The sequence below is a fragment of the Allobosea sp. GW823-FHT01F03 genome (assembly GCF_058798075.1).
In genome coordinates, this window is the sequence record NZ_CM179505.1 from 3,620,340 (window position 1) to 3,643,601 (window position 23,262).

Genomic DNA, 23,262 nt, shown 5'->3' on the forward strand with positions numbered 1-23,262 from the left:
GTGACGTCCGCCAGTTGATCTTGCGTCCGATGCCGGTCCGCCGACGGAACGGCCCGGCTTTCCAGCGAGGCAGGAGATGGGTTTCGTTGTCGAGGGTCTGCGCAACAATCCCGAGCTCGCAGTCTTCCTGACGGTCGCGCTCGGCTTCCTGATCGGCCGGCTGAAATTCGGCAGTTTCAGTCTGGGCGTGGTCGTCGGCTGCCTGATGGCCGGCGTGCTCGTCGGGCAACTCGACATCAAGGTCCCGGCCACCGTGAAGGCGGTGTTCTTCGATCTCTTCCTGTTCACCACCGGCTACAAGGTCGGGCCGCAGTTCTTCCGTGCCCTGAAACGCGACGCCCTGCCGCAAATGGCGCTCACCGTCGTGCTCTGCGTCACCTGCCTGCTGACGGCCCTGACCTTCGCGAAGCTGCTGGACTTCGACATGGGCACGGCCGCCGGCCTGCTTGCCGGCGCCTTTTCGGAATCGACGGTGATCGGCACCGCCGGCGAGGCGATCCAGCGGCTCGACCTGCCGCAGGCGCAGCGAGACGCGCTCGTCAACAACATCCCCGTTGCCTATGCCGTCACCTATCTGGTCGGGACGGCCGTGCTGGTCTGGTTCCTGCCCAAGATCGGCCCGAAGCTGATGCGCATCGATCTCCGCGAGGCGGCGGCCATGCAATCGGCGGCGGGCGCTGCCGCCGGTCATGCGGAGGGCGTAACCTCGGCCGCGCGGCTGTTCGATGTCCGCGCCTATCGGGTCGAGAACCCGACCCTGGCCGGCAAGACCATCGGCGAACTCGAAGCCTCCACCAAGGGGGTCCGCGCCTTCGTGCTGCGGGTCCGCTCCGGCAAGGCCCTGTTCGACCATGCCTCCGACCACCGGATCCAGGCCGGCGACATCATCGCCGTGATGGCGAAATACGAAATCCACGCCGCCCGGGGCGACGTCATCGGTCCGGAGGTCAGCGACCCCGAGCTGCTCGACATCCCGCTCGAGGCGCTCGACGTCGTCCTGACCAATCGCGCGATCGACGGCCGGTCCCTGGCGGAGCTGGCGCAAGGCGCCTTCGCGCGCGGCGTCTTCATGTCCAAGCTGACGCGGGCCGGCATCGCGATGCCGATCACTCCGGCGACGAAGGTGAACCGCGGCGATATGATGTCCCTGGTCGGGCCGCTGGCGGAGGTCGAGCGGGCCGCCGCCGAACTCGGCTATCCCGACCGCCAGACCTCGGCGACAGACATGATCTTCGTCGGCCTGGGCATTTTTCTCGGCGGCCTGTTCGGCCTGCTCTCCGTGGTCGTCTGGGGCATCCCCCTGACGCTGACGGCGAGTGGCGGTGCCCTGTTCATGGGCCTGGTCTTCGGCTGGCTGCGTTCGGCCTATCCCTTCTTCGGCCGCATTCCCGAGCCGGCCATCTGGATCTTCGACACGGTCGGGCTTTGCATATTCATCGGCATTGTCGGGATCGGGGCCGGACCGAGCTTCGTCGCCGGGCTCAAGGCGACCGGAGCCAGCCTGATCGTCGTCGGCCTCGTCTCGTCGCTGCTGCCGCATATCGTCGGCATTCTCTTCGGCTACTATGTGCTGAAGATGAACCCGCTCATCGTGCTCGGCGCCTGCGCCGGCGCGGGCACCATCACAGCCGCGCTCAGGGCCGTCCAGGACGAGGCACAAAGCAGCATCCCCGCCCTCGGCTACACGGTGCCCTATGCAATCGGCAACATCCTGCTCACGGCCTGGGGGCCTATCCTTGTCGCCCTGATGGCGAGATAAAGGTCGGGCGCGCGCCTCCCGGCGACGTCAGCTCCTGCCCACGCCCTTTCCAAGGAAGCGATCCATGCACAGACCAGATGCAGACAGACGCAAGCCCACCAGGTTCATTGCAGTGAGCTGCATCATGGCCGTACTGCTCTCGCCCGCCCTGTCCGGTTGCGTATCGACCGGCGCGCCGCCCTCCTCCGAAGGGCCGCGCTACACCCAGCCGGGCATCGGCGCGCCGACACGCCAGACCGACTTCTTCGGCAACAGCGTCCTTCCCTGAAACTGCGCGCCCCTGCCGCGCGCCGAATCCACGGCGTGCAGCAGGCTTCAGTCAGGACGGGCCGCAGACCCGGCAGGTCCCGCCCCATGCACCCCGACGCCGGGCCGGCGGCCCGGCCCGCCTTGAGAGCGTGCTGTTTTCGTGCTTGCCCAAGCATTGCACCCCGCTCGTGAAGGCCTCACTGCGCTCGGCATCGTCCCCGGGCCAGCAAGGCCCTGCCGACGGGCCGGATACGCCGATGCGATAACACTGAGATAGATCACCGTGACCGCGTCCGAACGGACGCGCGGCGATCTAGCTGACGCGCAAAGCGGAGGCGCCAATCCGCGCTGGCTACCCGTGGGAACGGCCGGCTTCGGCACTCCCGGCGATAGGAGGCCTGCCGTCCGGCACGCAGAAGCCCTGGGCGCGGCCCTCGCTTATCAAGCTGCATATGGTCAGGCCGACAGCATCGCCCTCGCTCGCCCGTCCCGCGCGATAGTGATCGATCTGCTCGCGCTCCAGTTTCGCCAGTCGATCCAGCCATTCCTTGTTCGTCATGGATAGCGGCCTCCCCGATGCGGCAGGAGAGTCTAGACCTTGGGCGGCAGGCGCCCATGACGCAAATCAATTTCCGAGCGCCCCGCTTCGGAAAAATCAGGGAGCCGCATCGGCGCGGCCCAGGCGGCCTCGCCGACCGGGCTTCGAGGGTCAGAATGGCAAGCCTGCCGACGAGATTGCGCGCGCAGGCGCGGCTCAGCTTGTTCCAACCCGAACGGATCCGGCTCTACAGGGTCCGCACCCATTCCCTCAGATTGCTGAAAAACGCGTCGGCTACCGGGCCGCGGCACTGGTAGCGATCATAGAAGGTCTGGGCATCGCGTTTTGCGAAAGCGGCTTGCTGCTGAATGCTCGCGGATACGACCGCGCCGACCGTCAGCCCGTTCTCCAGCGCCGCTTCACGGCTGCCATAGCCGTGCCGCCCTTCGCCGGCCGCGAAGCCACGCAACATGTCTCCCATCATTTTTCGCTTTGCCAGTCGCTCCAGATCATAGACCGCAGCACCAATGCCGATATTTTTACATGCATTATTGAATAGAGATGCAAATTCATAAGCGTAATAGGCAGCGCTAGAAAAATCAAAAGTCGGCTTTTTGCTCACCATGATTTCGGAAAGAATATCTTTCGCCGAGAATGAATCACCAGAAAAAGAATAATTTTCTATTTCCGATTTCGCGACCGAAGCCCCACCAGCTAAAGCTTTCTTGAAACTCTCGAGGGCCTGATCATATTTCCGTTCATTGTGATACCCGATGGCGATGTTGAAGTCGGCCATCGGATAGTCGAGCGCGGACGCCTCCCGATACAGGGCATTTGCCTTGGAAAGGTCTTTGCCAGCCTCGAAGGCACGCCCGAGCTGATATTTGAAACGAGCGACCTTCGGATGCTGCTTTACTGACTTGCTGCACTCTTCGATCGCGCTTTCAAATGGCAGCTTTCCCAGCGCGACGCCTGCGCCCTTTTTTCGGGGATCGCTGGGGTGGGCTGCGAGTGCGTCGCAAGCCGTCGCCTCGACATTCTGGTCACTAAAGGATTCGGAAATGAGGTAGACGCTGCCGGCGAGCGCCACGAATGCCGCTGCCGCGACGATGCGCCTGTTCTGCATAGCCAATCCGAAGCCTCTCGACCGTCTTATACTACGGAAGCTTCCGGAAACCGCAATTGCGCCGCCACTGTTCTAGGCTCGGGACTCAATCACACCAGAAGGTGATTGCAGCTGCGATGAAGACGCCTGCCATGAAGTTGGTGGCGAGCTTGTCGTAGCGGGTCGCGATGCGGCGCCAGTCTTTCAGCCTGCACCAGAGGCGTTCGACGAGGTTGCGGTTGCGATAGGCGTTACGGTCGTAAGGGATCGGGGCCTTGCGGCTGCGCGTAGCGGGGATGACAACCTCGGCACCCTGCTGCTGGATCGCGGCACGGATGGCATTGGTGTCATAGCCGCGGTCGGCGATCAGCTTGTCGAAGCGACCGCGCGCCGCTTCGATCAGAGCTGGTGCCATCGTCATGTCGGACGTGTTGCCCGGCGAAATCAACAGGATGCGCGGCCGTCCGGCGAGATCGGTCAGTCCGTGGATCTTGCTGGTACGTCCGCCGCGCGAGGTGCCGATGCCTTGTACGAAGGCCCCCCTTTTGCGCCGGCCGCCGAGCGGTGGACCTTGATGCTGGTGGAATCGATCGCGACCGCACCCCACGCGCCGCTGTGGCCGGTCAACGCCTCGAACACCGCAAACCAGACGCCCTGTCGGCTCCAGCGGTGAAAGCGATTGTAGATGGTCGTGTAGGGGCCATACTCCGGCGGGCAATCGCGCCAGCGCGCCCCGATCCGCAGCATATGCACGATCCCCGAGATTACCCGGCGATCATCCACACGCCGGGCTCCACAGCGACCGCGCGGCAGAAACGGCTCGATCCGCTCCCACTCCGCATCGCTTAACCAAGTCAGCGACTTGCCCATCCATGCCTCCACAACAGCAGAGACTTTGAATCAGCCGAGCAAACCAACCGCAACCCGATTGAGTTCAGAGCCTAGCGCGCATCCACGCCAACGGATTTCGCAGGAGCAGCTGCGCCTGTGCGTGCCGGCGGCGATCGACGACCTGTTGCATGACAGCGACGCTGACACGCCACCGGCTTCGCCGCGCCGATCGATGCAGGTGGATGGGGGCGATCCAGGTGGCCGGTCAGTCGTGCCAGGGCAGCTCCGGCGCCCGATCAGCCATCTCAAGAAACACGGCCGCGGACGCCAGACAGGCGATGGCGAAATAGATCATGCGGCAGCTCCAGATCGCCATCCGTTTCGAGGCGATCTTGGCAGCGCTGGGTAAAGCTTCGCCTAACGCCCGGCCGGCGGTCGAACCGCAAACTCACGGCTGCACGGCCTCGCGCGCGGCGTCGATCGCGGAGGGCAAGACAACCTTTTGTTAACTCTGCGCGCCTCTGTTGAAGCCCTCAACGAAGGAGCCTCCAATGAATCGACGTTCATTTCTCACTGCCCTGTTCGGCGGCATTGCTGCTACGGCGGTCGGAACCGTGGTCGCGAGCGAGGCGGCAAAAGCGTCCCAGCTGCCGCTCGACACGGCCGCCAAGCTTGACGAGACCCCGTCGGAATTCACCCAGTATTACCGCGGCCGGCCTTATCGCGGCCCGCGTCGGCGGCGCCAGGTCTGCACCGTAACGCGGGACCGGTTCGGCCGCCGTCGGCGGGTCTGCCGCTGGGTGTACTGATAAGATCGCCCCGGCCCCGCGTGAGCGGGGCCGGGGCGCTTCACGGCAGGGTAGCCGGAGGCCTGCGCCGGGCGAACAGGTTCAGCCAAGAGCCGATCATCACGGCGCCGGGCAAGAACGGACCGGGCGCCGGGTCACTATTCCCGGAGAGCTGCCAACCGTCGCGCTCCGATCGACTTTACCCAAGCGCCGGCGTCACCCTGATGGAAGAGCACGCAAAATCCGCGGCGCGCACGCGGGTGTGGGGCCTGCTGTGGCCGGTATCGGCGGCTTCTGCCAGGTCGTGATCATCCGGCCGCTGTCGATTCAGACGGCCGTGCTGAGGCGCTGGGGGTCTGATCGGCTTGGTGGGGTGCTAGAGGAAGCGGCGCAACAGCTAGCCGGCCCGGCTGCGGATGTGCGGTCGGGCCGGAAAAACGCGTCAAACCCCGCAGTCATTCTTGAAATCCGCCCTAATTGCGGGACAGGCATTGATCAGCTGCCGGATTGCCTTCGCTGCGCCCGTCAAGGGTACGCGCTTCGTGTCGACCAGCTTGTGCAGGTCGCGGTCGCCCGCGATTTCTTTCCTGACCCCGCGCTGCTCCAACGTAGTAACAGACGTCCTGCCGCGGCTTTCAACACTGATGAAGGTACCCTCGGCAAAGAGGAGCGCCTTGCCGCGGCGGATAGTCTCGATGTATCCACAGGCATTCTCTTTCATCTCCAAGAAGCCACGCGGGTGCGGTTTGAACAGCACGCTGCCGCCGCTGACCTGCCCTTCGACGAAGATAGAACTGCGACCGGGCGTGGTGGATTGGGGCGATAAGCCGCGCGTAATCCGAAACAGCACGGTCTCGCTTCGCATCAGATCGACGCCGCGAAATGCGCAGACGAGGCCGACGCTTTCACCCCCGCTGTCGACATAGGCAGACTGCCCGAATAGCGGGTGATTGCCATAGCGCCATACCGCTGGCTCGGCAGACGGCTGCTCTCGCGGCGGCTGGTCCTGTGGGGCCGCCGGCACGCTCTGCGCGGCAGCCTGCGTCGGGGCGCCTCGCGGCGGCTCTGATGATGGCGTGTTGAGCAGCACCTCGCCATCGTCCTGCTCGGCGGCGACAACGCCCGTGCTCCTGCTGCCGACATTGGCGAGGCTGCCGTGAAACGCGGCCTCCAGTAACGCCTTCTCCTCGGAGCCGGGATTGCCGAAATATCTGCGGGAGGTCGGGTTGGCCTTGAGGAGCAAACCCCAGAGGTTGCGATTCTGGCGATCGATAATCACCGCGAGCTTGTTGTCGGCGCAGTCATGTGGCTGGCAGAGTTCCGCTACCGTCCAGCTCTTGCCCGATGCGTCCCGCATCGTCTCAGGAGCGGAGGCGACGCCCGACAGGTCGCCGACCCAAGAGTTATTGAATCCTGAGCCCTTTATCGCGTGAGACCACTTCGCCTTGATCCAAGGCTCCTTCAGCAAGTGCATAGGGTGATCTTGAGACAACGCCGGCGATGCCAAGAGCGCCATTGTCAAAGTCGCAGCCAGTCTAAGCATCATTTTGCCCCTGTCGGATCGCCCCAGCGTCACCTTGTGGCTTGGCTGCGGTCAAGGGGCTACCCGCACCGCGTCGCATCTCGCCGACTCCTGATCCGCCCCCGCCGAGAGGTCCGGCTTGATTGTTAGTGGACGGTTGGCCTGGGCGCCAGCGCGGGCGGCGTAGCAGATCCGGGTTGCGCAGCCCGCACGGCCATGGAGGGGATGAAGACCTCCGGCGCGGGAGGCTTGTAGCCGAGCGAGCCGTGTGGGCGCACGGTGTTGAAGTGCCGCCGCCAACTTTCGACGACGATCTTCGCCTCGGCGAGAGTGTAGAAGATCTCGCCATCGAGGAACTCGTCCCGGAGCCTGGCATTGAACGACTCGATGAAGCCGTTCTCCCAGGAGCTGCCAGGAGCGATGTAGGCCGTCTTGGCGCCGACCGCGCCGATCCATTCCTGCACGGCCTTGGCGACGAACTCGGGGCCATTATCTGAACGAACATGCTCCGGCACACCGCGCAGGATGAACAGGTCCGAGAGAACATCGATGACGTCGATCGCCTTCAGTCTCCGGTCGATGCGGATAGCCAGGCATTCATGGGTGAACTCGTCGATCACGTTGAGCATGCGGTATTTTCTCCCGTCATGAGTGCGGTCCTCGACAAAGTCGTAGGACCAGACGTGATTGGGCCGCTCGGCGCGAAGACGGACACAGGATCCGTCCGCGAGCCAGAGCCGGCCGCGCTTGGGTTGTCGGGCCGGAACCTTCAGCCCCTCGCGTCGCCAGATGCGCTCGACCCGCTTGTCGTTGACCACCCAGCCTGCCGTCGAGCGCAGCAGCGCGGCAATCTTGCGATAGCCGTAGCGGCCATAGCAGCGGACCAGTTCGACGATGTCGGCGATGAGTTGCTCCTCATCGTCGCGTCTGCGCGGGATCCGGCGCTGGGTCGAGCGGTGCTGCCCCAACACACGGCAGACCCTCCGATCCGATACCTTCAGAGCGAGCCTGACATGGTTGATGCACGCACGGCGACGCGCGGGGCCTACCAGTTTCCCGAAGCCGCCTCCTTCAGGATCAGCTTGTCGAGTGTCAGATCCGCGACGGCGCGGCGGAGCCGGGCGTTCTCGGCCTCAAGCTCCTTCATCCGTCTCACCTGATCCGTCTTCAGGCCGCCGAACTCACGGCGCCAGCGGTAGTAGCTCACCTCCGTCACGCCGATCGAGCGGATCGCATCGGCAACGGATTGCCCCTGCGAGACCAACACATCGACCTGGCGCAGCTTCGCGACGATCTCTTCGGGCTTGTGACGCTTCTTCGGCATTGCGGTCCTCCTGTCTGCCAAAAGACATACTTCAGGGTGGACCAATTCAACGGGGGTGGATCACTGAGCTTCGACAAGCATAACGCGTCCTCCATCGGGATGCCGCATCCGGGACGCATTATACTGCATCCGTCGCTCGTCTAAGCGCCATTGGCGGACGTTGGCTTGCCGCCTGAAAGCGGACCTACTCAGCGAAGCCCGTGACGCGAATTCGCGGCGTCCTGGACTTCGGGAAAGCCTCCTCCGGAAAGCAAAGGGGAAGCGTCCGATAGCAGGCTCTCGGCCGATCCTGGGGCGCTGTCCGCGCCGGCTAACCGGTACTCGGAGCGCAGTCCGCTCGCGTGCAGAACGCTCATTGCGGCCACCGAAGTTACAGCGTCGCGGCTGGGAACGCAGTCTGGCTTGAGGATAGACCGTAGCGTCGTTGTGAGGAGCAGCAGCCTTTGAATCGGCCTAGTTTCCCATTTTTGCCGAACGGCGCATCGGTCGGGCTGTTGGTTGTCCAGACTGGTTCAATGCCGCCGCGGTCGCGGCGAGATTGAGAATGCCGTGCCCAGTTCGCTCCTGCCAGCCCCGGGGACCATAGGGCTGAGCTGCATTGCGCCGGATGGCATCCGCAAGCCGTTCCGTTGTCAGCGTGCTGGATCGCCACTTCGTGCGCATGAGCGCAACAGCGCCCGCCACGAGACCGCATGCCGCGGAGGTGCCGGTGTTGCGGCCCGGGTAGTCGTCGCTCGCAAACTGGCTGGGCGCACATACATCCGGCTTTTCTTTCTCCATGCCATCGATACCCGGTCCCTGGCCCGAATAGCCGAGCCAGAGCCGATCGTTGCGCACAGCACCCACTGTCAACACCTCCCGCAACGCATTGGCTCCATTGATGCCGCCGGACGGGCCCGTAAAATCTGGAGAGCAGCGCGGGTTCGGGCAGAATTGGCCACAGTTGCCGGCGGCAAAGACAAGATCGGCTCCAATCCCGTTCAACAGCCGCAATGCAATCGCAATCGGGTGGGCGGGATTGTCGGCATAAGATGCCTGGCCCGGTTTCACGGTCGGATCGAAGACGCCCCAGGCATTGCAGATCACCCAGCCCTCTGCCTTCCGCCCCCCGGCGGCAATGGTACTGAACACGGAAAACAGCGCGGCTGCGACGGAACTGAGGAAGATAGGCAATCGTGTGATGCCGTCTGGGATTGCCGGGCAATCCAGCAGATTCAGCTTGGCAGAAGAGCCGGCAGCGAGCGCAACGGCCTGTGCGTTCCGCGCCACCATCTCGCCGTGAGAGGTCAGCGGGTTGCCCGGCAGTCGTACCGCGCCGCCGAAATGTGCTGGATCCTCCAGCACGGCCCAACCTTTGAAACTGCCCGCCGGAAGGAGGCCCAACCGCAAGCCGGTGTCCACGAAGACGATGTTGACTTGCTCGGGCCCCGGCAATCCAGCCGCAGCCAGCAACGTCGGGTTGGCCCGGATTGTCCTGAGTGCTGTGGCGCGATCTCCCATCAATCCATCGTCGGCTTCGTCCGGGCACCAATGAGTTGAGACTGCATCCTGCGCCGGATTCACGACGAGATCCGCGCCGAGACCGACGTCAGATCCAAAATTCTCACGTGTCACATTGTTGGCAAAGGTTTCCGCGACCTTCGGTCCACCATGAACGACGATCCCGAAAACCAGAAAGTCGAGAAGTTCATCCCTGGAGATGTCGATGCCAGCAGGGGGCGGAATATTCGACGGGTAGGCAACCACGCTGAACAAGTCATCACGCCCCAAGCGCATTCTGGCGTTGAGTTGCCGATGGACTTCTTCGGAGTTCCAGCGCTTGTAAGCGTCGCGCAGTTCTTTCCAGGCGTGAACGGACAGTACCAAGCGGATTTCGTTCGGGTCGGACATCCTGAGCCCCCGATCCTGCCGCGGGCCGGCTCCCGCCTGCCAGCACTTTCAAAAGACTAGCGCTCAGGCGCTTCGAGCGCCATGATAATCGTAATTCCCCGGGGCCGGCGAACGGCGCCCCGACCGATCGGATCCAGCCGCAGGTGGGTGTGCCGATGGTGTTCGCTTCCGACCTCGACGCCAACGGAAATGTCGCCGTGCCAGCCAACGGCGGTCGTCACACGGTCGCCATCGCCTTCGCCGATGTTGTTGGCTACTCGACGCTCATGGCCGCCGATGAGGTCGGCACCTATGGGCGATGGATGGGCCTCCTGCATGGCTTGATCGAGCCCGAGACGGAACGGTGCAGAGGCCGCATCGTGGACGTGCTCGGCGACGGCGTCCTGGCCGGGTTCCAGGCCGCAAGCGATGCCGTCGCGTGGGCTCGCGCCATCCAGCACAGCGTCAGGGCCGATCTCGAGGCTGCCAGCTCGGCCGACACAGTGCCGGTTGTGCTCCGTATCGGAATCCATGTTGGCGACGTGTTCGAGAGCAACTCCCAGATTTTTGGGGATGCGGTGAATTTTGCGGCGCGGTTGCAGTCACACGCGGCGCCCGGCGGAATCGTGATCTCCGAACGCGTGTGGGATGCGCTGGACGCTTCGACTCGGGCCGATCTGCGAGATCTGGGATATGCCGATCTGAAGGGCTTCCATAAGCGCGCGCGCCTGTTTGCGATCGAAACAGAACTGGTACGGGTCACCGTTCCGATTCAGACAGGAGCCGGACTGCCCTCCCTCGCCGTACTGCCACTGCTCGATCAGGATGGGGATACGGAAGATGCTCATTTCGGAGACGGATTCGCGGAGGACGTGGGCATGTCGCTCGCCGGCCTGCACGAGCTGTTCGTCGTTTCCCCGGCATCGAGCGCCATCTTCCGCGGACGCCAGCCGGACCCTCGAGAGGTGGGCCGTGCACTGGGCGTGCGTTACGCGCTTCTCGGGAGAATGCGCCGCATCAGCGAAGGGTACGGCATCTCGGTGCAGCTCTGCGACACGCATTCGGGCGAGACGCTCTGGTGCGAGCGAGCGCGCATCGGCAGGGGCGAGATTTTCGATCTGCAGGACGAGGTGGCCCGCAAGATCGCAATCGGGCTCGCGCCACAGGTGCGCTCTGCCGAACTCCAACGCGCGATGCGCAAGTCACCGGAGAGCCTCACAGCCTATGATCGGATGCTGCGCGCCCTCTACACGATAGCGAGTGCGGATTACGACACGTTCGAGCGAGCACGCAGCTACTTGGCGGAGGCGATGGTCGAGGAGCCCGACTTCGCTCTGCCGGTCGCCTGGGCCGCACGATGGCACAGCGTGCGGATCGGACGCGGGTGGTCGCAGAATCCGGACGACGACGCATTGCAGGCGCTAGAGCTTGCAATGCGCGCCACAAGCATCGACAGGGCGAACGCATTGGCTCTCGCCACCCTGGGGCACATGAACACGATGCTGCGGCGTGACAGCGACGCTGCGCTGCTATGTTTTAGTCAGGCTCTCTCGGCCTGCCCGAACCACGCCCTCGTCTGGACGCTTTCCAGCGCGACGCTCGCCTATCTTGGCAAAGGCGAGGAGGCGGTGCGTCGCGCCGAACATGGCCTCCGGCTCTCGCCGCATGATCCGATGCGCTATTCGCAGCTCATGTTTCTGGGCATCGCGCACTACGCCAGCGGCAGCTTCGAAGAGGCTGTGCGCTGGCAACGTCGCTCGCTGGCTGAGAACCCACTGCATGGGGCGACGCTCCTGCTGCTCGCGGCGGCTTTGGCTGCGGCTGGCTCGCAAGAGGACGCCCGGCAGGTGGCTGGCCGGTTCATGGCCGTGCGCCCCGGTTTCTCGCTGGACATGTATGCACGTACGCGCCTGCCGTTTTTCGAACCCGGTCTGCGCGAGGCCTTCGCCGCACATTTGCGGCAGGCAGGCCTGCCGAACTGATAGCGAGGGCATAATCGCCTAAAATTCCTAACATGGAGGGGGAAATGGTGCGCAATGGAGCATTCGGTCCCGCCGACGGGGCTGACGGAGCCGATGGCGCGGAAGGCTTCGAGAACTTCGACGCGCTGGGAGGCGGGCGCGGCTCCGTTTTTCGCCCAATCGGTGTCGCGCCGGAAATGGAAATCAGGAAGGACGACGGCGAAACGGATTATCGCGGTCATCGCTGGCCGCCACGCCTTGGCCACGCCTGGCCCCCCAGTTTGCCGACCGATTGCTGGCCCATCGCGCCAGACGCGATCGCGCCGCGCCTGACCGATTTCACGCCCGACAACGCTTCTTTGCTCGTCCTTGCGGAATTCATGAAGTTGAAGACGCCTGCAGGACAGTTGGCCTGGACCAAGCTCATGCGGTCCAACGACATGCAGGATGACATCGGTTCTATATTCGATGTCGATGGTGACAACTGCTCGGCCGTTCAAAGGGAGTTAAAACACCTGCGACGACTTGCTCAATTCCGACCTGGCATAATGTCCGAAGCGCTAGCTCAACGCAATGGCATCATCGGATATTTCCGCGCCTTGCTGCAATTCAACCTTCAAACGCATCCTTATACGTATTATCTCACGGCCACGGCACTGCGACTTGGCCAGTTCCTTTGCATGTACTACAAGGACATGTTCAACCGCCCGCGACCTGTCCGCCTCGATCCGAGCCTGCTCGCTCCGATCGATCCTCCAGGACATCCAGCCTATCCGAGCGGGCACGCGACCCAATCTTTCCTCATTGCGAAATGCCTGGAGCAGGTGGTTCCGGTTGCGCTGGTTTCACGCCCCCCGGACGCCAGCAACCCCAAGGGCCAGCCGGGTCCGTTCTGGCTGCTGGCCGAGCGCATCGCCAAGCTCCGCGAGGTCCTCGGAGTGCACTATCCGAGCGACACCAAAGGCGGCCTTCGTCTGGCCGAAGGCGCGTTCCCGCTGATGCTCAAATGCCCACGGATCGCTGGCCAAGCAGGTGCCGACATCGACGGCGACGGCGTCCCGGACAACCAGCTCAAGGATGCTACCGGCGGGCCTTTGTCGATCGCCGGACAGCCGATCTATGATGACGGTTGGCTGGCCCTCGCGCGCCGGGAGTGGGAGCCGCGTCAGTGAGGCCGGACCTCCCGCCCGCGCCCCATGCGAAAGCGTTCGCTTAGACTGTTTCGCCGCGATTGATCGCCCAATTTCTGTGGTCGCTCCCGGCCGCTCGTGGGGCGAGCACAGCGTGCTTTGACCGCGCGAAGTTCCGACCCTCACGATTATCCTCAAGCATGAGATTTGCGAGGAAGCGGCGACAATCTCGCAGCCACCGGGCGCTTCGGCACCTGACAGCTTTCGCTCGCCATCGGCCGCGCCGCCACCCTCAAGCACCTATGTGCGGCACCTCACAGACGCGGTGCCTCCCGAGCTGCCAAAACGCCGCAACACCGCCCAAGGAAGCGGCGGACAAGCAAGGGAGCGGCATAATGTACGCGGTCAAGAGCGACTTTTTTCACGATATCGACGATCTGGCCGACATGCTGCGGCCTCGCACCAAGTCGGTGCTCGATCGGCTGGCCGGACGCATGGCGGTCGGGCAGATCGTTGGCGAGCGGTGCTTCTATGAAGTCCATGGCCCCTTCATCTCGCCTGATCAAAAGCCTGTCCGGCGCCCTCTGACGACCAGGCTGATCGAGGCTCTGTCGAAGCGGCTGCGCCGGATCGCCCTCGTGGGGCGGCTTCGCCACGCGGCAAATGCATTGTCGCGCCTCGACGACAAGATGCTGAAGGATATCGGCATCACTCGCACGGAGATCGAGTTCATCGTGCCGCGCGCCGATCCGCGGCCGTGACCACGCGCTGCACGGCGCCGTCCCGAGGTGCCGTGCCCCCCGTTCACCCAGGCCCATCCAGCAAAGCTCACGAGGAGACACGTCCAATGTCCACCACGCTTCAGGGCAAGGCCGTTCAGAAGATCGACCATGAGGCAATCAAACTCCGCCAGCATGGTGCGTGGTCGTCAGGCGACTATGCCGTCGTTGGCACGACCTTGCAGATCGTCGGCGAACGCCTGTGCGAGGCGCTTGATTTGCGCAGCGGCCAAGCCGTGCTCGATGTCGCCGCCGGAAACGGCAATGCCAGTCTCGCTGCGGCGCGCCGCTGGTGCGATGTTACCAGCACGGACTATGTCGCGGCCTTGCTCGAACGTGGCCGCGAGCGCGCCGCGGCCGAACATTTGGACATCTCCTTCCGTGAAGCCGACGCCGAAGCTCTGCCCTTCGCGGATGGCCAGTTCGACGCGGTCATGTCGACCTTCGGGGTGATGTTCACGCCTGATCAGGAGCGCGCGGCCTCGGAGCTGCTGCGGGTCTGCAGGCATGGTGGCAAGATCGGCCTGGCCAACTGGACGCCGGACGGCTTTATCGGTCATCTCTTCAAGACGATCGGACAATATGTCCCGCCGGCCCCCGAGCTGCGTTCGCCCGCGCTCTGGGGCACCGAGGAGCGCCTAGCCGAGCTATTCGGTTCAGCAGGCGCATCGGTCCAGGCGACGCGGCGCGACTTCGTCTTCCGCTATCGCTCACCGGAGCACTGGCTCCAGATCTTCAGCGACTACTATGGACCAGTCCTCAAGGTCTTTGGAGCGTTGGACCAACCAGCCAAGGCGGCGTTGACGCGTGACCTGATGGCGCTGGTCGCACAGTTCAACCGATCGGGCGATACCACGGTGGCTGTGCCGAGCAGCTATCTCGAGGTCGTCGCCACGCGAAGACTGAACTGAGTTCAGCCGCCCCGTCCACACCTGTGCTAGGGCGGCCCGCCCCTAAACCTCACGATCCTTCCGCGGCAACAGGCTTACGCCTGTTGCCGCGCCCGCTCATACTCTTCCTGCCGCCACGCGATAACGCGTGTGTCGCAGCGACGAGGCCGTTTTTTGAAACTGGGGCGCCTCATGATGATCATGGCCCCAACCAGATAGGTTACGCGCGCCCGTTTTCGCGACATGGCCAGTCCGGCATGATATAAGGGCATCAGTGCTGGTTCGGCGCTTCCCGACCTGCCCAGAACTCGGTCGGAAGGGGAACGGCCGTGCGGTTTTTGCCCTGCTCCTTGCACCTGGCTGCTCCAGCGACACGGCGCGAGACAATCGCATTGTTCGGCGCTATGGCGGCCTCGACGATCTCGGCCCGCGCGCAGCAGAAAACCACGCCGGTCATCGGCTATCTCGGCTCGGAATCGCCCGAGCCTTACGCCAGTCGCCTTACCGCCTTTGCCGAAGGCCTAGCCGAAGCCGGCTATGTCGACGGCCGCAACGTCGCGATCGATTTTCGCTGGGCTGAAGGCCAGTACGGCCGATTGCCGGCACTCGCGATGGATCTGGCTGATCGTCAGGTCACCGTCATGGTCGCGCCAGGCGGCGCGGAGGTCGCGCTCGCCGCTCGATCGGCAACCAAGACGATTCCGATCGTCTTCGAGTTGGGGGGCGACCCAGTTGCGCTGGGCTTGGTCGCCAGCCTATCCCGCCCCGGCGGAAATCTCACCGGTGTCAGCAGCCTCAGCGTCGAAGTCTCGCTCAAACGGCTGGAGTTCATGAGCGAGCTGTTTCCGACCGCCAAGACTTTCGCTGTCGCGGTCAATCCGGCAAGCCCGACCTCAGGTTCGCAATCGAGAAATCTGCAGGCGGCCGCGGGCAGCCTCGGACTGGAGTTGCATCTTCTCAAGGCCAGCAGCGAGCCGGAATTGGAGGCGCTGTTCGCAGCCGTATCCCAGATACGGCTGCCGGGCCTGATCTTCACCTCCGATCCCTATTTCGCCTACCGAAGTCGGCACCTCGCCGAGCTTGCCGTGCGGCATAAAGTGCCCGCCATTACCCAGGCGCGGGATTTCCCGAACGCTGGCGGCTTGATGAGCTATGGCGGCGACTTCCAGCAGTCGCACCGCCATACCGGGATCTATGCCGGCAGGATCATCAAGGGCGAGAAGCCTTCCGATCTGCCGGTCCAGCGGGTGACGAAGGTCGAGCTGTTCGTCAATCTGAAAGCGGCTGAGCAGCTGGGGCTGATCATGCCGCCTTCGATCTTGAGCAGCGCGGACGTGGTGATCGAATAAACCTGGCCGGAAAGCCGGCGCATGAGCTGTCATGGTGTTTCAATCGCCACCCGCTCCACGGAATTCGCTCTTCGCGAAATACTTCGTCGCGCTGTTCGCGGCAGTCGTCGTACCGCTTCTCGTCGCCGGCGGTAGCGAAGCCTGGTTTGGCCATCACGACCAGAAGGCCAGGCTGAACGAGCTTCTCAACGCGGAAGCCCGATCCTCCGCTGCGAAGATTCAGGACTTCCTGGACGGAATTCGTGATCAGTTGGCGTGGACGGTTCAGCTGCCATGGTCAGACGACACCGACGAAAGACGCAGGCTCGACGCCTTTCGCCTGTTACGTCAGGTTCCCGCCGTGGTCAGCCTGACCCTTGTCGATGCCACCGGGCGGGAGCGTGTGTTCGTTTCGCGCCTGGGGCTCAACAAGGTCGAAACCGGCGCGGACCACTCGGTCAGTCCGGCACTCAGGAAAGTCCGCCCCGGCGGCGCCTGGTACGGTCCTGTAACCTTCCATGCCGGCTCCGAGCCCTTCATGACCATTGCCGTAGCCGGGACACGTTCGGCAGTCGGCGTGGCGGTCGCCGAGGTCAATCTCAAACTGATTTGGGACGTCATCTCGGCGATCCGGATCGGTCGAACCGGGGGCGCGTTCGTCCTCGACCAGCCGGGGCGCCTCATCGCTCATCCCGATATCAGCCTGGTTCTGCGGGCCGACGAGGCTGCAATCCAGCCGCTTCAGGCACTCAGAGCGAGCATTGCTGCCCAGAGCGACCAGGCGACATCAGGACCTGATATCGGCGGCCATACGGTTCTGGCCGCCATGGCGCCGATACCCGGCCTCGACTGGAGCGTCGTCGTCAAGCAGCCGGTCGCTGAGGCCTTTGCGCCGATCTATGCGGCCCTATGGCGGACAGGCGCCTTCCTGGTCGTCGGCTCCGGCCTCGCAGCAGCCCTAGCGTACTGGCTCACACAGCGCATGATTGAGCCCATCCGGCTTCTGGAAGGCGGCGTCGCGCGGATCGGTGCCGGCCAGTTCGACCACCGGATCGATATCGCCTCCGGCGATGAGTTCGAGCGGCTCGCGACACGTTTCAACGAAATGGCGGGCGATCTGGCGCTATCGCAGGAGCGCTCGGAACGGATCAGCCGGCTCAAGCGGTTCCTCGCGCCGCAGGTCGCCGAACTGGTCGACCGATCAGGTGACGAGAGCGTGCTTGACGGCCGACGCATCGAGGTCGTCGTCGTTTTCGGCGACCTCCGGGGCTTCACCGCCTTTTCGGCCCGTGCCGAGCCTGAAATCGTGATGCCCTTCCTCAGCGAGTACTACGATGCATTGGACAGGGTGGTGATCGAACACGGAGCCACGCTGACGCATTTTTCGGGTGACGGAATGATGGTCCTGATCAATGCCCCGGTCCCCCGCCCGGACCCGGCTTTGTGCGCCATCAACATGGCGCGGGACATGCAGAAGACGGTGCAATCCCTTTTGTGCGATCGACTGGCGCTGGATCACCGTCTCGGCTTTGGGGTCGGGCTCGCGATGGGACTTGCGACGGTGGGGCGTATTGGTTCCGAAGGCCGACTCGAATACACCGCCGTTGGAAACGTTGTGAATCTCGCTGCGCGCCTGTGCGCCAGCGCGGGCGATGCCGAAATCCTGATCGATACCGTCGCCGCTCATGCTGTCGGTGAGCGCGTGCTTCTCGTTGAACTGGATGAGCGCGTGCTGAAGGGCTTCGACCAGCCCGTTCGGGTTTTCGCAGCGGGCGAAACGACAGCCCGATAGGCGCTCGAATACTTGCCATCGCCGCTAGGCCGCATCGATCTTGGCCAAGCGTCGCAGGTCCTCGATATCCTGGATCAGTAACCGCCCTCGTCCCAACGAAATGACGCCGGTGCGCTTCCAGGATTGGAGGTGGCGGTTGACCGTTTCGCGTGTCACGCCGGTGAGGGATGCCAGTTCTTCCTGCGAAGCACGGACATCCGTGCCGTAGTCGGCGGCGAGCACCAGGATACGTCGCGCAAGCCGGATTGCGGAGGGCAGGAATGTCGTCTCTTCCAGCCGGCCGATGACATCGCGCAACCGAGCGCAGAGGAGGCCAATCAACTGCAGCGCGATGGGCGGTTCGCGATTGAGCAGGCTCATGAAATCCTGCCTCGGCAGGAAGAACATGGCGGTGTCTTCCATCGCTACGGCATCAGCAGTGCGGGATTGGCCGTCGAGCAAGGTGATTTCACCGAATACATCGCCGCCGCCCAGGAGGTTGATCGTCATCTGCTGGCCGAGATCATCCACTGTCCCGATACGGATCAGCCCCCGTCGAATGGCATAAAGCCCGTCACCCGGAGCGCCCTTGAGAAACAGGACCTCCCGCGCGGCCAGATGCCGTTGCCTGCAGACTGCCGCGATCTTCTCGAGCGCGTCACCTTCGAATCCCGCAAAGAACGGATTCGCACTCAGAATACTGACGGCGCGATGAGAGGCATCGCTCATCGGAGCCCCCTGGATTTGGACCGAACGACGGCAGCTTTCGCGCTCCAGCACATCGACCAAAAGGCTGGCACGGAGCAGAAGCCAAGGCGGCAGGCCATCTCATCTGTTTGCGACCACAAGCGGCCGAGCGCAAACAGAATAGACCATGCCGAATGGCTCGGTCGGCCACAACATACTCCTGCGACCATCAGCTCTCGAGCCGCTACGCGAGACCATGTAAAGACATGCCCGCTTCCAGTGCACATGACTCGCGTAGCCTGGAAGCCTCCCCCATGACGGGCGCGGGCGCCAACAACGCGATCTCGCCAATTGTTGGAGGCTTCTCCCGTCATGTGGTGGGCTGGTCGATGAAGGCCGAAATGACAGCCGGGCTCGTGACCGATGCGCTGATGATGGCGATCTGGCGTCGGGGAAAGCCTGATGCCCTGCTGCAGCATTCGGACCAGGGCAGTCAGTATGCCAGCGAGCCGTTCCAAAAGCTCATGACCGACAACGGCGTCACCTGCTTGATGAGCCGCTCTGGCAATGTCTGGGACAATGCCGCGATGGAGAGCTTCTTCTCGTCTCTGAAGACCGAGCGGATCAGAGGCAGGGTTTACCGGACATGCGACGATGCTCGTGCCGACGTGTTCGATTACATCGAGCGCTTCTACAATGCCGTTCGCAGGCACTCGACCATCGGCTACATCAGCCCGGTCGAGTTCGAAAAGAAGGTCGGGTTAGCTTAACCGACCGTTCACAGAACCGGCAGCAGGCCAGAGTACGTCACGACGACCGGGCATAGAAAGCGCGGCGCTAATCGCTCTCCTCAACTAGCTTGTACAGATAAGAACGCGATATCCCCAGCTCTTGGGCCGTACGTTTCTTGTTACCTTGGTTACGCGTCAACGCCGCCCGAACAAGCTCAATTTCGACCTGTCCGACAGATGCTTTAAGGGTCGCTGCCTTGTCGCCATAGACCGCCATGTTCGGGGCTGCCATGCGGGGAGCAGTCGAGGACGTTCGAGTACCGCCCACAGGTGCGAATGTTTCGTCAGTAATGCGGCCATTCTCGGCGAAGACGAAGGCCCGTTCGACCTCATGCCGCAACTGCCGGACATTGCCGGGCCAGGGCTGCTCCATCAGATAGGACAGAGCACTGTCGGTGACTTCCGGAGCCGGCTGGCGATGGCGGTCCGCGACTTCCCTGATGAAATGCGCCACGAGATCGGGGATGTCGTCGACCCGGCTCCGCAGCGGCGGGATTTCGATCGTGATGGCGGAAATGCGGTAAAATAGATCGAGACGGAACCGGCCCGCGGTCACCAATTCCTGAAGGTCGTGATTGGTGGCGGTGACGAGCCTGAAATCGACATGCTGAGGCCGGTCGCTGCCGATCCGCTCGACGATGCGATCCTGCAGGACGCGCAGCAGCTTGGCCTGGACTTCCATCGGCATGTCGCCGATCTCGTCGAGAAAGATCGTCCCGCCGGCGGCCTGTTCGAACTTGCCCTTGCGGCCCTTCTTGTCGGCGCCGGTGAAGGCGCCAGGCTCGTAGCCGAACAGCTCGGATTCGACCAGCGTCGCGGGCAGTGCGGCCGCGTTGACCATGACGATCGCGGAATCGCGCCTGGCGCTCAGGCGGTGCAGGGCCTGCGCGACCAGCTCCTTGCCCGTACCGCTCTCGCCACGGATCAGGACCGGGATCTCCAGCGGCGCGACCTTGATGATCTCGTCGCGCAGGCGCCGCATCGGCGCGCTATCGCCGATCAGCATGTCGAGCCCGTAGCTGCGGTTGCGGATCGCGGCGGCCTCGCGCTTGTAGAATTCGACCTCGCGCTCGAGCATATTGATGCGCCGGCTAAGAGTCTCGACTTGCTCGGGGCCCTTGAACATGACGCGACCGACCGCCCCAATGACCTCGTCGCCGCGCTTGATCGGCGTGCGCGTGACCACGCGCTCGGCGCCGCGCATGCTCTGAATCTCGCCGACCTCCGCCTTGCCGGTCGCGACGACGCGATCGAGCCGGGTGTTCTCGATGACGTCCTTGACCGGCCGGCCATTGGCCTCACCATGCGAGAGGCCGAAGAAGCCCTCATGCACCGGCGAGATGTAGACCACCCGCGCGGCGGCGTCGACGATGGTCATCGCATCGAAAGGGTCGGTCAGCAGGTGGCCGAGGATGTCGTAGGCGAAATCGACCGAGCCGATGAAGTCGAGCACCGCCTGGCTTGACGCCCGGCTGAACAGCAGCAGGTCGCCAACGGCCACCGGCGTCTGCAGCACGACATAGGAACGCCGGTCGATGGTGAAGGGCTGAAGGCGCCGGACCCGGATTTCCGCCATCCAATCGGCATGGCCGGCCAGGCTCTTGACGCGGAGGTCTTCGCCCAGCCCCTGCGCAAACTGAATGGTACCGTGTCGATCCACGACGACGATTCCCTCGACCGTACCGCCCGCACTCGCCATTCCCGTTCCTTCGTCACAATCCCGGTGCAGTCGAGGACGACACGCCCATCGCCGCGCTGTTGCCAGGGAAGACACCGCCCCTGAAGGCAGGGGCGAAAATCCGGGCGTTCACGCGCCGTCAGTCGCCCCGTCGGGGTGGCACAGAGTTTGCCGTCCCTCCGAATATGAATTCGGAACAGCTCATGACGAATGCGCATCAAAAACACAACGCCGGAAGCTCACCCCTCGATACGCTGCCGCGCCTAGCGACCGGCAAGGGCTTCGATCTGCTCGAGGGCATAAGAATCCTCGATCTCACCACCTCCGTCGCCGGCCCCTTCGCGACGATGCTGCTCGCCGATATGGGCGCCGAGGTGATGAAGCTCGAGCGCCCCGGCCTGGGTGACGATGCGCGCGCCTGGGGCCCCCCCTTCCTGAACGGCGAGTCGCTCTGGTTCCTGAGCGTCAACCGCAACAAGAAGAGCCTGAGCTTCGACCATTCCTCGCCCGAGGGCCGCGCGGTGCTGCACGACCTCGTGCGGCAGAGCGATGTCGTGGTCGTCAACCAGCCGCCGCGCGTCGCCAGTAAGCTCGGGCTCGATGCCGCCTCTCTGCAGCAGATCCGGCCGGACCTGGTCTATGTCTCGATCACCGGGTTCGGCCTCGCCGGCGAACGGGCCGACTGGACCTGCTATGATCTGATCGCCGAAGGCTATTCCGGCGTGATGGACCTGACCGGCGAAGCCGGCGGCGAGGCCCAGAAGATCGGCACCCCGGCCGCGGACATGCTCGCCGGGCAGGATGCCGCCTTCGCCACCGTGTCGGCGCTGCTGGCACGCGCCCGCACCGGTAAGGGGCGCGTCATCGACATCGCGCTGGTTGACTCGATGACGCGGTTCCTGACCTGCCGGATCGTGCCCTATCTCGGCTCCGGCGAGGTGCCGCGTCGCTCCGGTGGGAAGGACAGCGTCATCGCCATCTACCAGACCTTCGAGACGGCAGACGAGCCGATCACCCTGGGCCTCGGCAATGATGCGATCTGGCGTCGGTTCTGGCAGGCAGTCGGTGAGCCGGCGGTCGCCGAGGATCCGGCCTATGCTTCGAATGCCGATCGCCGGGTACACCGAAGCGAAATCGTGGCGCGGATCCAGGCAGCCCTGATCGCGCATCCCCGCAGCTACTGGCTCGCGGTGCTTCGTGCAGCCCGCATCCCGTCCGGCCCGATCAACCGGGTCGACGAGGTCGCCGCCGATCCCGAAATGCGGCGCCGCGGCATGATCTATGCCATCGAAGCCGAGGGTGGGCTCGTTCCCCAGGTCGGAACCGGCATCCGCCTCGACGGCTCCGGCAATGTTCCGCGCAGTGCGCCACCAGCCCTCGGCGAACATACGCGCGAGATTCTCGACGGGTTGCTTGGCTACAACGACGACAGGATTCGGGCGCTCGCGGCCGCCGGTGTCCTCTGAAGGAGAGAGCGATGAACTACGAGACGATTCTGTACGCTGAAGACGGCCCGGTCGGCACCATCACGCTGAACCGCCCGGACGACGGCAACATGTTCAACGCGACGATGTGCCACGAGATCCGCGACTGCATCGAACAGATCCGGCGCGAAACGCGCACCCGCGTGGTCGTCATCACGGGCGCGGGCGACAAGTTTTTCTGCATTGGCGGACGCAAGGACGGCATGGAGGATTCCACGCTCTATGCCGGCACGCTGCCGACGCTGGAAATGTACGATGCGATCGACAAGCTGCAGAAGCCGGTGATCGCCAGCGTCAACGGCTATGCCGTCGGCGGCGGCAACGTGCTGCAGGTGGTCTGCGACATCACCATCGCCAAGGAGAGCGCGGTGTTCCGCCAGGTCGGCCCGATGATGGGGTCCTTCGATGCCGGCTACGGCACCTGGTATCTGGAGGACCTGGTCGGCAAGAAGAAGGCCAAGGAGATCTGGTTCCGCAATCCCAAGATCTCGGCGCAGGAAGCACTGGCGCTCGGGATGATCAACCAGGTCGTTCCTGACGACCAGCTCGCCGCGGCAACGCGCGCAATGGCTCTCGAAATCGCGGATCGCGGGCCGTTCGCGCTCGCCGCGATCAAGGGGGCGTTCCATGCGCGCCATGGCGGCGTCGCAGGCCTGGCGCGCGTGGCGCATGATCTGCTGCTGCGCTCCTATCTGACGAGCGAGGAGAGCAAGGAACTCTCGAGTTCCTTTGCCGAGCGGCGCAAACCCGATCCGGCCAAGTTCGGGAAGTAAGCGCG

General features: G+C 63.9%; 19 protein-coding genes and 1 pseudogene. 12 read left to right on the top strand and 8 right to left on the bottom strand.

Features of this window, described 5'->3' with window-relative positions; all coding sequences use genetic code 11:
* Positions 1–76: 76 nt before the first annotated feature.
* Positions 77–1,759, top strand: a complete 1,683-nt coding sequence (gene aspT / locus AC3RCC_RS17385) for an aspartate-alanine antiporter (RefSeq protein WP_492256047.1) — start codon at positions 77–79, stop codon at positions 1,757–1,759.
* Between the two features lie 124 nt (positions 1,760–1,883).
* Positions 1,884–2,027, top strand: a complete 144-nt coding sequence (locus tag AC3RCC_RS17390; RefSeq protein WP_291640386.1) for a hypothetical protein — start codon at positions 1,884–1,886, stop codon at positions 2,025–2,027.
* Between the two features lie 333 nt (positions 2,028–2,360).
* Here AC3RCC_RS17390 and AC3RCC_RS17395 read toward each other — a convergent pair whose 3' ends face one another.
* From AC3RCC_RS17395 to AC3RCC_RS17405, 3 genes are all read right to left on the bottom strand, one after another.
* Positions 2,361–2,567, bottom strand: coding sequence for a death domain-containing protein (locus AC3RCC_RS17395; protein ID WP_291640388.1), 207 nt, complete (start codon positions 2,565–2,567; stop codon positions 2,361–2,363).
* A gap of 226 nt (positions 2,568–2,793) precedes the next feature.
* Positions 2,794–3,678, bottom strand: a complete 885-nt coding sequence (locus AC3RCC_RS17400) for a hypothetical protein (protein ID WP_492256048.1) — start codon at positions 3,676–3,678, stop codon at positions 2,794–2,796.
* A gap of 79 nt (positions 3,679–3,757) precedes the next feature.
* Positions 3,758–4,521 (bottom strand): IS5 family transposase gene (locus AC3RCC_RS17405; RefSeq protein WP_492256049.1). Its coding sequence is split into 2 segments (ribosomal slippage): positions 3,758–4,185 and positions 4,185–4,521, totalling 765 coding nucleotides; the frame shifts between segments, so codons are not numbered across the junction.
* Positions 4,522–5,033: 512 nt separating this feature from the next.
* Between AC3RCC_RS17405 and AC3RCC_RS17410 the strand changes: the two genes are divergently transcribed.
* A complete protein-coding gene (locus AC3RCC_RS17410) occupies positions 5,034–5,291 on the top strand; it encodes a hypothetical protein (RefSeq protein WP_291640391.1) in 258 nt (85 codons plus the stop codon).
* 421 nt (positions 5,292–5,712) lie between these two features.
* On the opposite strand, the gene AC3RCC_RS17415 is transcribed toward AC3RCC_RS17410, so the two are convergent.
* The 3 genes from AC3RCC_RS17415 to AC3RCC_RS17425 form a co-directional block, all read right to left on the bottom strand.
* Positions 5,713–6,744, bottom strand: coding sequence for an Ivy family c-type lysozyme inhibitor (locus tag AC3RCC_RS17415; protein ID WP_492256050.1), 1,032 nt, complete (start codon positions 6,742–6,744; stop codon positions 5,713–5,715).
* 194 nt (positions 6,745–6,938) lie between these two features.
* A protein-coding gene (locus tag AC3RCC_RS17420) for an IS3 family transposase (protein WP_492258796.1) occupies positions 6,939–8,116 on the bottom strand; the annotation gives its coding sequence in 2 pieces (ribosomal slippage) (positions 6,939–7,852 and positions 7,852–8,116; 1,179 coding nt in all).
* Between the two features lie 453 nt (positions 8,117–8,569).
* Positions 8,570–10,006: a S8 family serine peptidase gene (locus AC3RCC_RS17425; protein ID WP_492256051.1), complete on the bottom strand. Its 1,437-nt coding sequence runs from the start codon at positions 10,004–10,006 to the stop codon at positions 8,570–8,572.
* A 155-nt stretch (positions 10,007–10,161) separates the two neighbouring features.
* Between AC3RCC_RS17425 and AC3RCC_RS17430 the strand changes: the two genes are divergently transcribed.
* The 6 genes from AC3RCC_RS17430 to AC3RCC_RS17455 all read left to right on the top strand — a co-directional run bounded on the left by AC3RCC_RS17430 (position 10,162) and on the right by AC3RCC_RS17455 (position 17,865).
* A complete protein-coding gene (locus tag AC3RCC_RS17430; RefSeq protein ID WP_492256052.1) occupies positions 10,162–11,967 on the top strand; it encodes an adenylate/guanylate cyclase domain-containing protein in 1,806 nt (601 codons plus the stop codon).
* 44 nt (positions 11,968–12,011) lie between these two features.
* Positions 12,012–13,118, top strand: a complete 1,107-nt coding sequence (locus tag AC3RCC_RS17435) for a phosphatase PAP2 family protein (RefSeq protein ID WP_492256053.1) — start codon at positions 12,012–12,014, stop codon at positions 13,116–13,118.
* 353 nt (positions 13,119–13,471) lie between these two features.
* The gene (locus AC3RCC_RS17440; RefSeq protein WP_492256054.1) at positions 13,472–13,837 is read left to right on the top strand and encodes a DUF1127 domain-containing protein; all 366 of its coding nucleotides are present in this window, start codon (positions 13,472–13,474) and stop codon (positions 13,835–13,837) included.
* Positions 13,838–13,923: 86 nt separating this feature from the next.
* A complete protein-coding gene (locus AC3RCC_RS17445; protein ID WP_492256055.1) occupies positions 13,924–14,766 on the top strand; it encodes a class I SAM-dependent methyltransferase in 843 nt (280 codons plus the stop codon).
* Between the two features lie 383 nt (positions 14,767–15,149).
* On the top strand, positions 15,150–16,094 hold the full coding sequence (locus tag AC3RCC_RS17450) for an ABC transporter substrate-binding protein (protein WP_492258797.1): 945 nt from the start codon (positions 15,150–15,152) through the stop codon (positions 16,092–16,094).
* A gap of 31 nt (positions 16,095–16,125) precedes the next feature.
* Positions 16,126–17,865 (top strand): cache domain-containing protein, encoded by a 1,740-nt coding sequence (locus tag AC3RCC_RS17455; RefSeq protein ID WP_492256056.1) that lies wholly within the window; start codon positions 16,126–16,128, stop codon positions 17,863–17,865.
* Between the two features lie 24 nt (positions 17,866–17,889).
* Here AC3RCC_RS17455 and AC3RCC_RS17460 read toward each other — a convergent pair whose 3' ends face one another.
* Positions 17,890–18,573 carry a Crp/Fnr family transcriptional regulator gene (locus tag AC3RCC_RS17460; protein ID WP_291640411.1) on the bottom strand — a complete coding sequence of 228 codons (684 nt, stop codon included), beginning with the start codon at positions 18,571–18,573 and terminating at the stop codon, positions 17,890–17,892.
* A 317-nt stretch (positions 18,574–18,890) separates the two neighbouring features.
* Between AC3RCC_RS17460 and AC3RCC_RS17465 the strand changes: the two are divergent.
* Positions 18,891–19,301, top strand: a pseudogene (locus AC3RCC_RS17465) (IS3 family transposase); the annotation flags it as partial.
* A 67-nt stretch (positions 19,302–19,368) separates the two neighbouring features.
* Here AC3RCC_RS17465 and AC3RCC_RS17470 read toward each other — a convergent pair.
* A complete protein-coding gene (locus AC3RCC_RS17470) occupies positions 19,369–21,021 on the bottom strand; it encodes a sigma-54 interaction domain-containing protein (protein WP_492256057.1) in 1,653 nt (550 codons plus the stop codon).
* A gap of 182 nt (positions 21,022–21,203) precedes the next feature.
* On the opposite strand from AC3RCC_RS17470, the gene AC3RCC_RS17475 reads away from it, so the two are divergent.
* Positions 21,204–22,466, top strand: coding sequence for a CaiB/BaiF CoA transferase family protein (locus AC3RCC_RS17475; RefSeq protein WP_492256058.1), 1,263 nt, complete (start codon positions 21,204–21,206; stop codon positions 22,464–22,466).
* 11 nt (positions 22,467–22,477) lie between these two features.
* Positions 22,478–23,257, top strand: a complete 780-nt coding sequence (locus tag AC3RCC_RS17480; RefSeq protein ID WP_291640419.1) for an enoyl-CoA hydratase-related protein — start codon at positions 22,478–22,480, stop codon at positions 23,255–23,257.
* Positions 23,258–23,262 lie beyond the last annotated feature (5 nt).

Coding starts and splice junctions, on each gene's coding strand:
- AC3RCC_RS17475 (WP_492256058.1), top strand. CDS start 21,204: ATGACGAATGCGCATCAAAAACACAACGCCGGAAGCTCACCCCTCGAT.
- AC3RCC_RS17390 (WP_291640386.1), top strand. CDS start 1,884: ATGGCCGTACTGCTCTCGCCCGCCCTGTCCGGTTGCGTATCGACCGGC.
- AC3RCC_RS17460 (WP_291640411.1), bottom strand. CDS start 18,573: ATGAGCGATGCCTCTCATCGCGCCGTCAGTATTCTGAGTGCGAATCCG.
- AC3RCC_RS17450 (WP_492258797.1), top strand. CDS start 15,150: ATGGCGGCCTCGACGATCTCGGCCCGCGCGCAGCAGAAAACCACGCCG.
- AC3RCC_RS17440 (WP_492256054.1), top strand. CDS start 13,472: ATGTACGCGGTCAAGAGCGACTTTTTTCACGATATCGACGATCTGGCC.
- AC3RCC_RS17430 (WP_492256052.1), top strand. CDS start 10,162: ATGGTGTTCGCTTCCGACCTCGACGCCAACGGAAATGTCGCCGTGCCA.
- AC3RCC_RS17425 (WP_492256051.1), bottom strand. CDS start 10,006: ATGTCCGACCCGAACGAAATCCGCTTGGTACTGTCCGTTCACGCCTGG.
- AC3RCC_RS17410 (WP_291640391.1), top strand. CDS start 5,034: ATGAATCGACGTTCATTTCTCACTGCCCTGTTCGGCGGCATTGCTGCT.
- AC3RCC_RS17445 (WP_492256055.1), top strand. CDS start 13,924: ATGTCCACCACGCTTCAGGGCAAGGCCGTTCAGAAGATCGACCATGAG.
- AC3RCC_RS17415 (WP_492256050.1), bottom strand. CDS start 6,744: ATGCACTTGCTGAAGGAGCCTTGGATCAAGGCGAAGTGGTCTCACGCG.
- AC3RCC_RS17480 (WP_291640419.1), top strand. CDS start 22,478: ATGAACTACGAGACGATTCTGTACGCTGAAGACGGCCCGGTCGGCACC.
- aspT (WP_492256047.1), top strand. CDS start 77: ATGGGTTTCGTTGTCGAGGGTCTGCGCAACAATCCCGAGCTCGCAGTC.
- AC3RCC_RS17470 (WP_492256057.1), bottom strand. CDS start 21,021: ATGGCGAGTGCGGGCGGTACGGTCGAGGGAATCGTCGTCGTGGATCGA.
- AC3RCC_RS17435 (WP_492256053.1), top strand. CDS start 12,012: ATGGTGCGCAATGGAGCATTCGGTCCCGCCGACGGGGCTGACGGAGCC.
- AC3RCC_RS17395 (WP_291640388.1), bottom strand. CDS start 2,567: ATGACGAACAAGGAATGGCTGGATCGACTGGCGAAACTGGAGCGCGAG.
- AC3RCC_RS17455 (WP_492256056.1), top strand. CDS start 16,126: ATGGTGTTTCAATCGCCACCCGCTCCACGGAATTCGCTCTTCGCGAAA.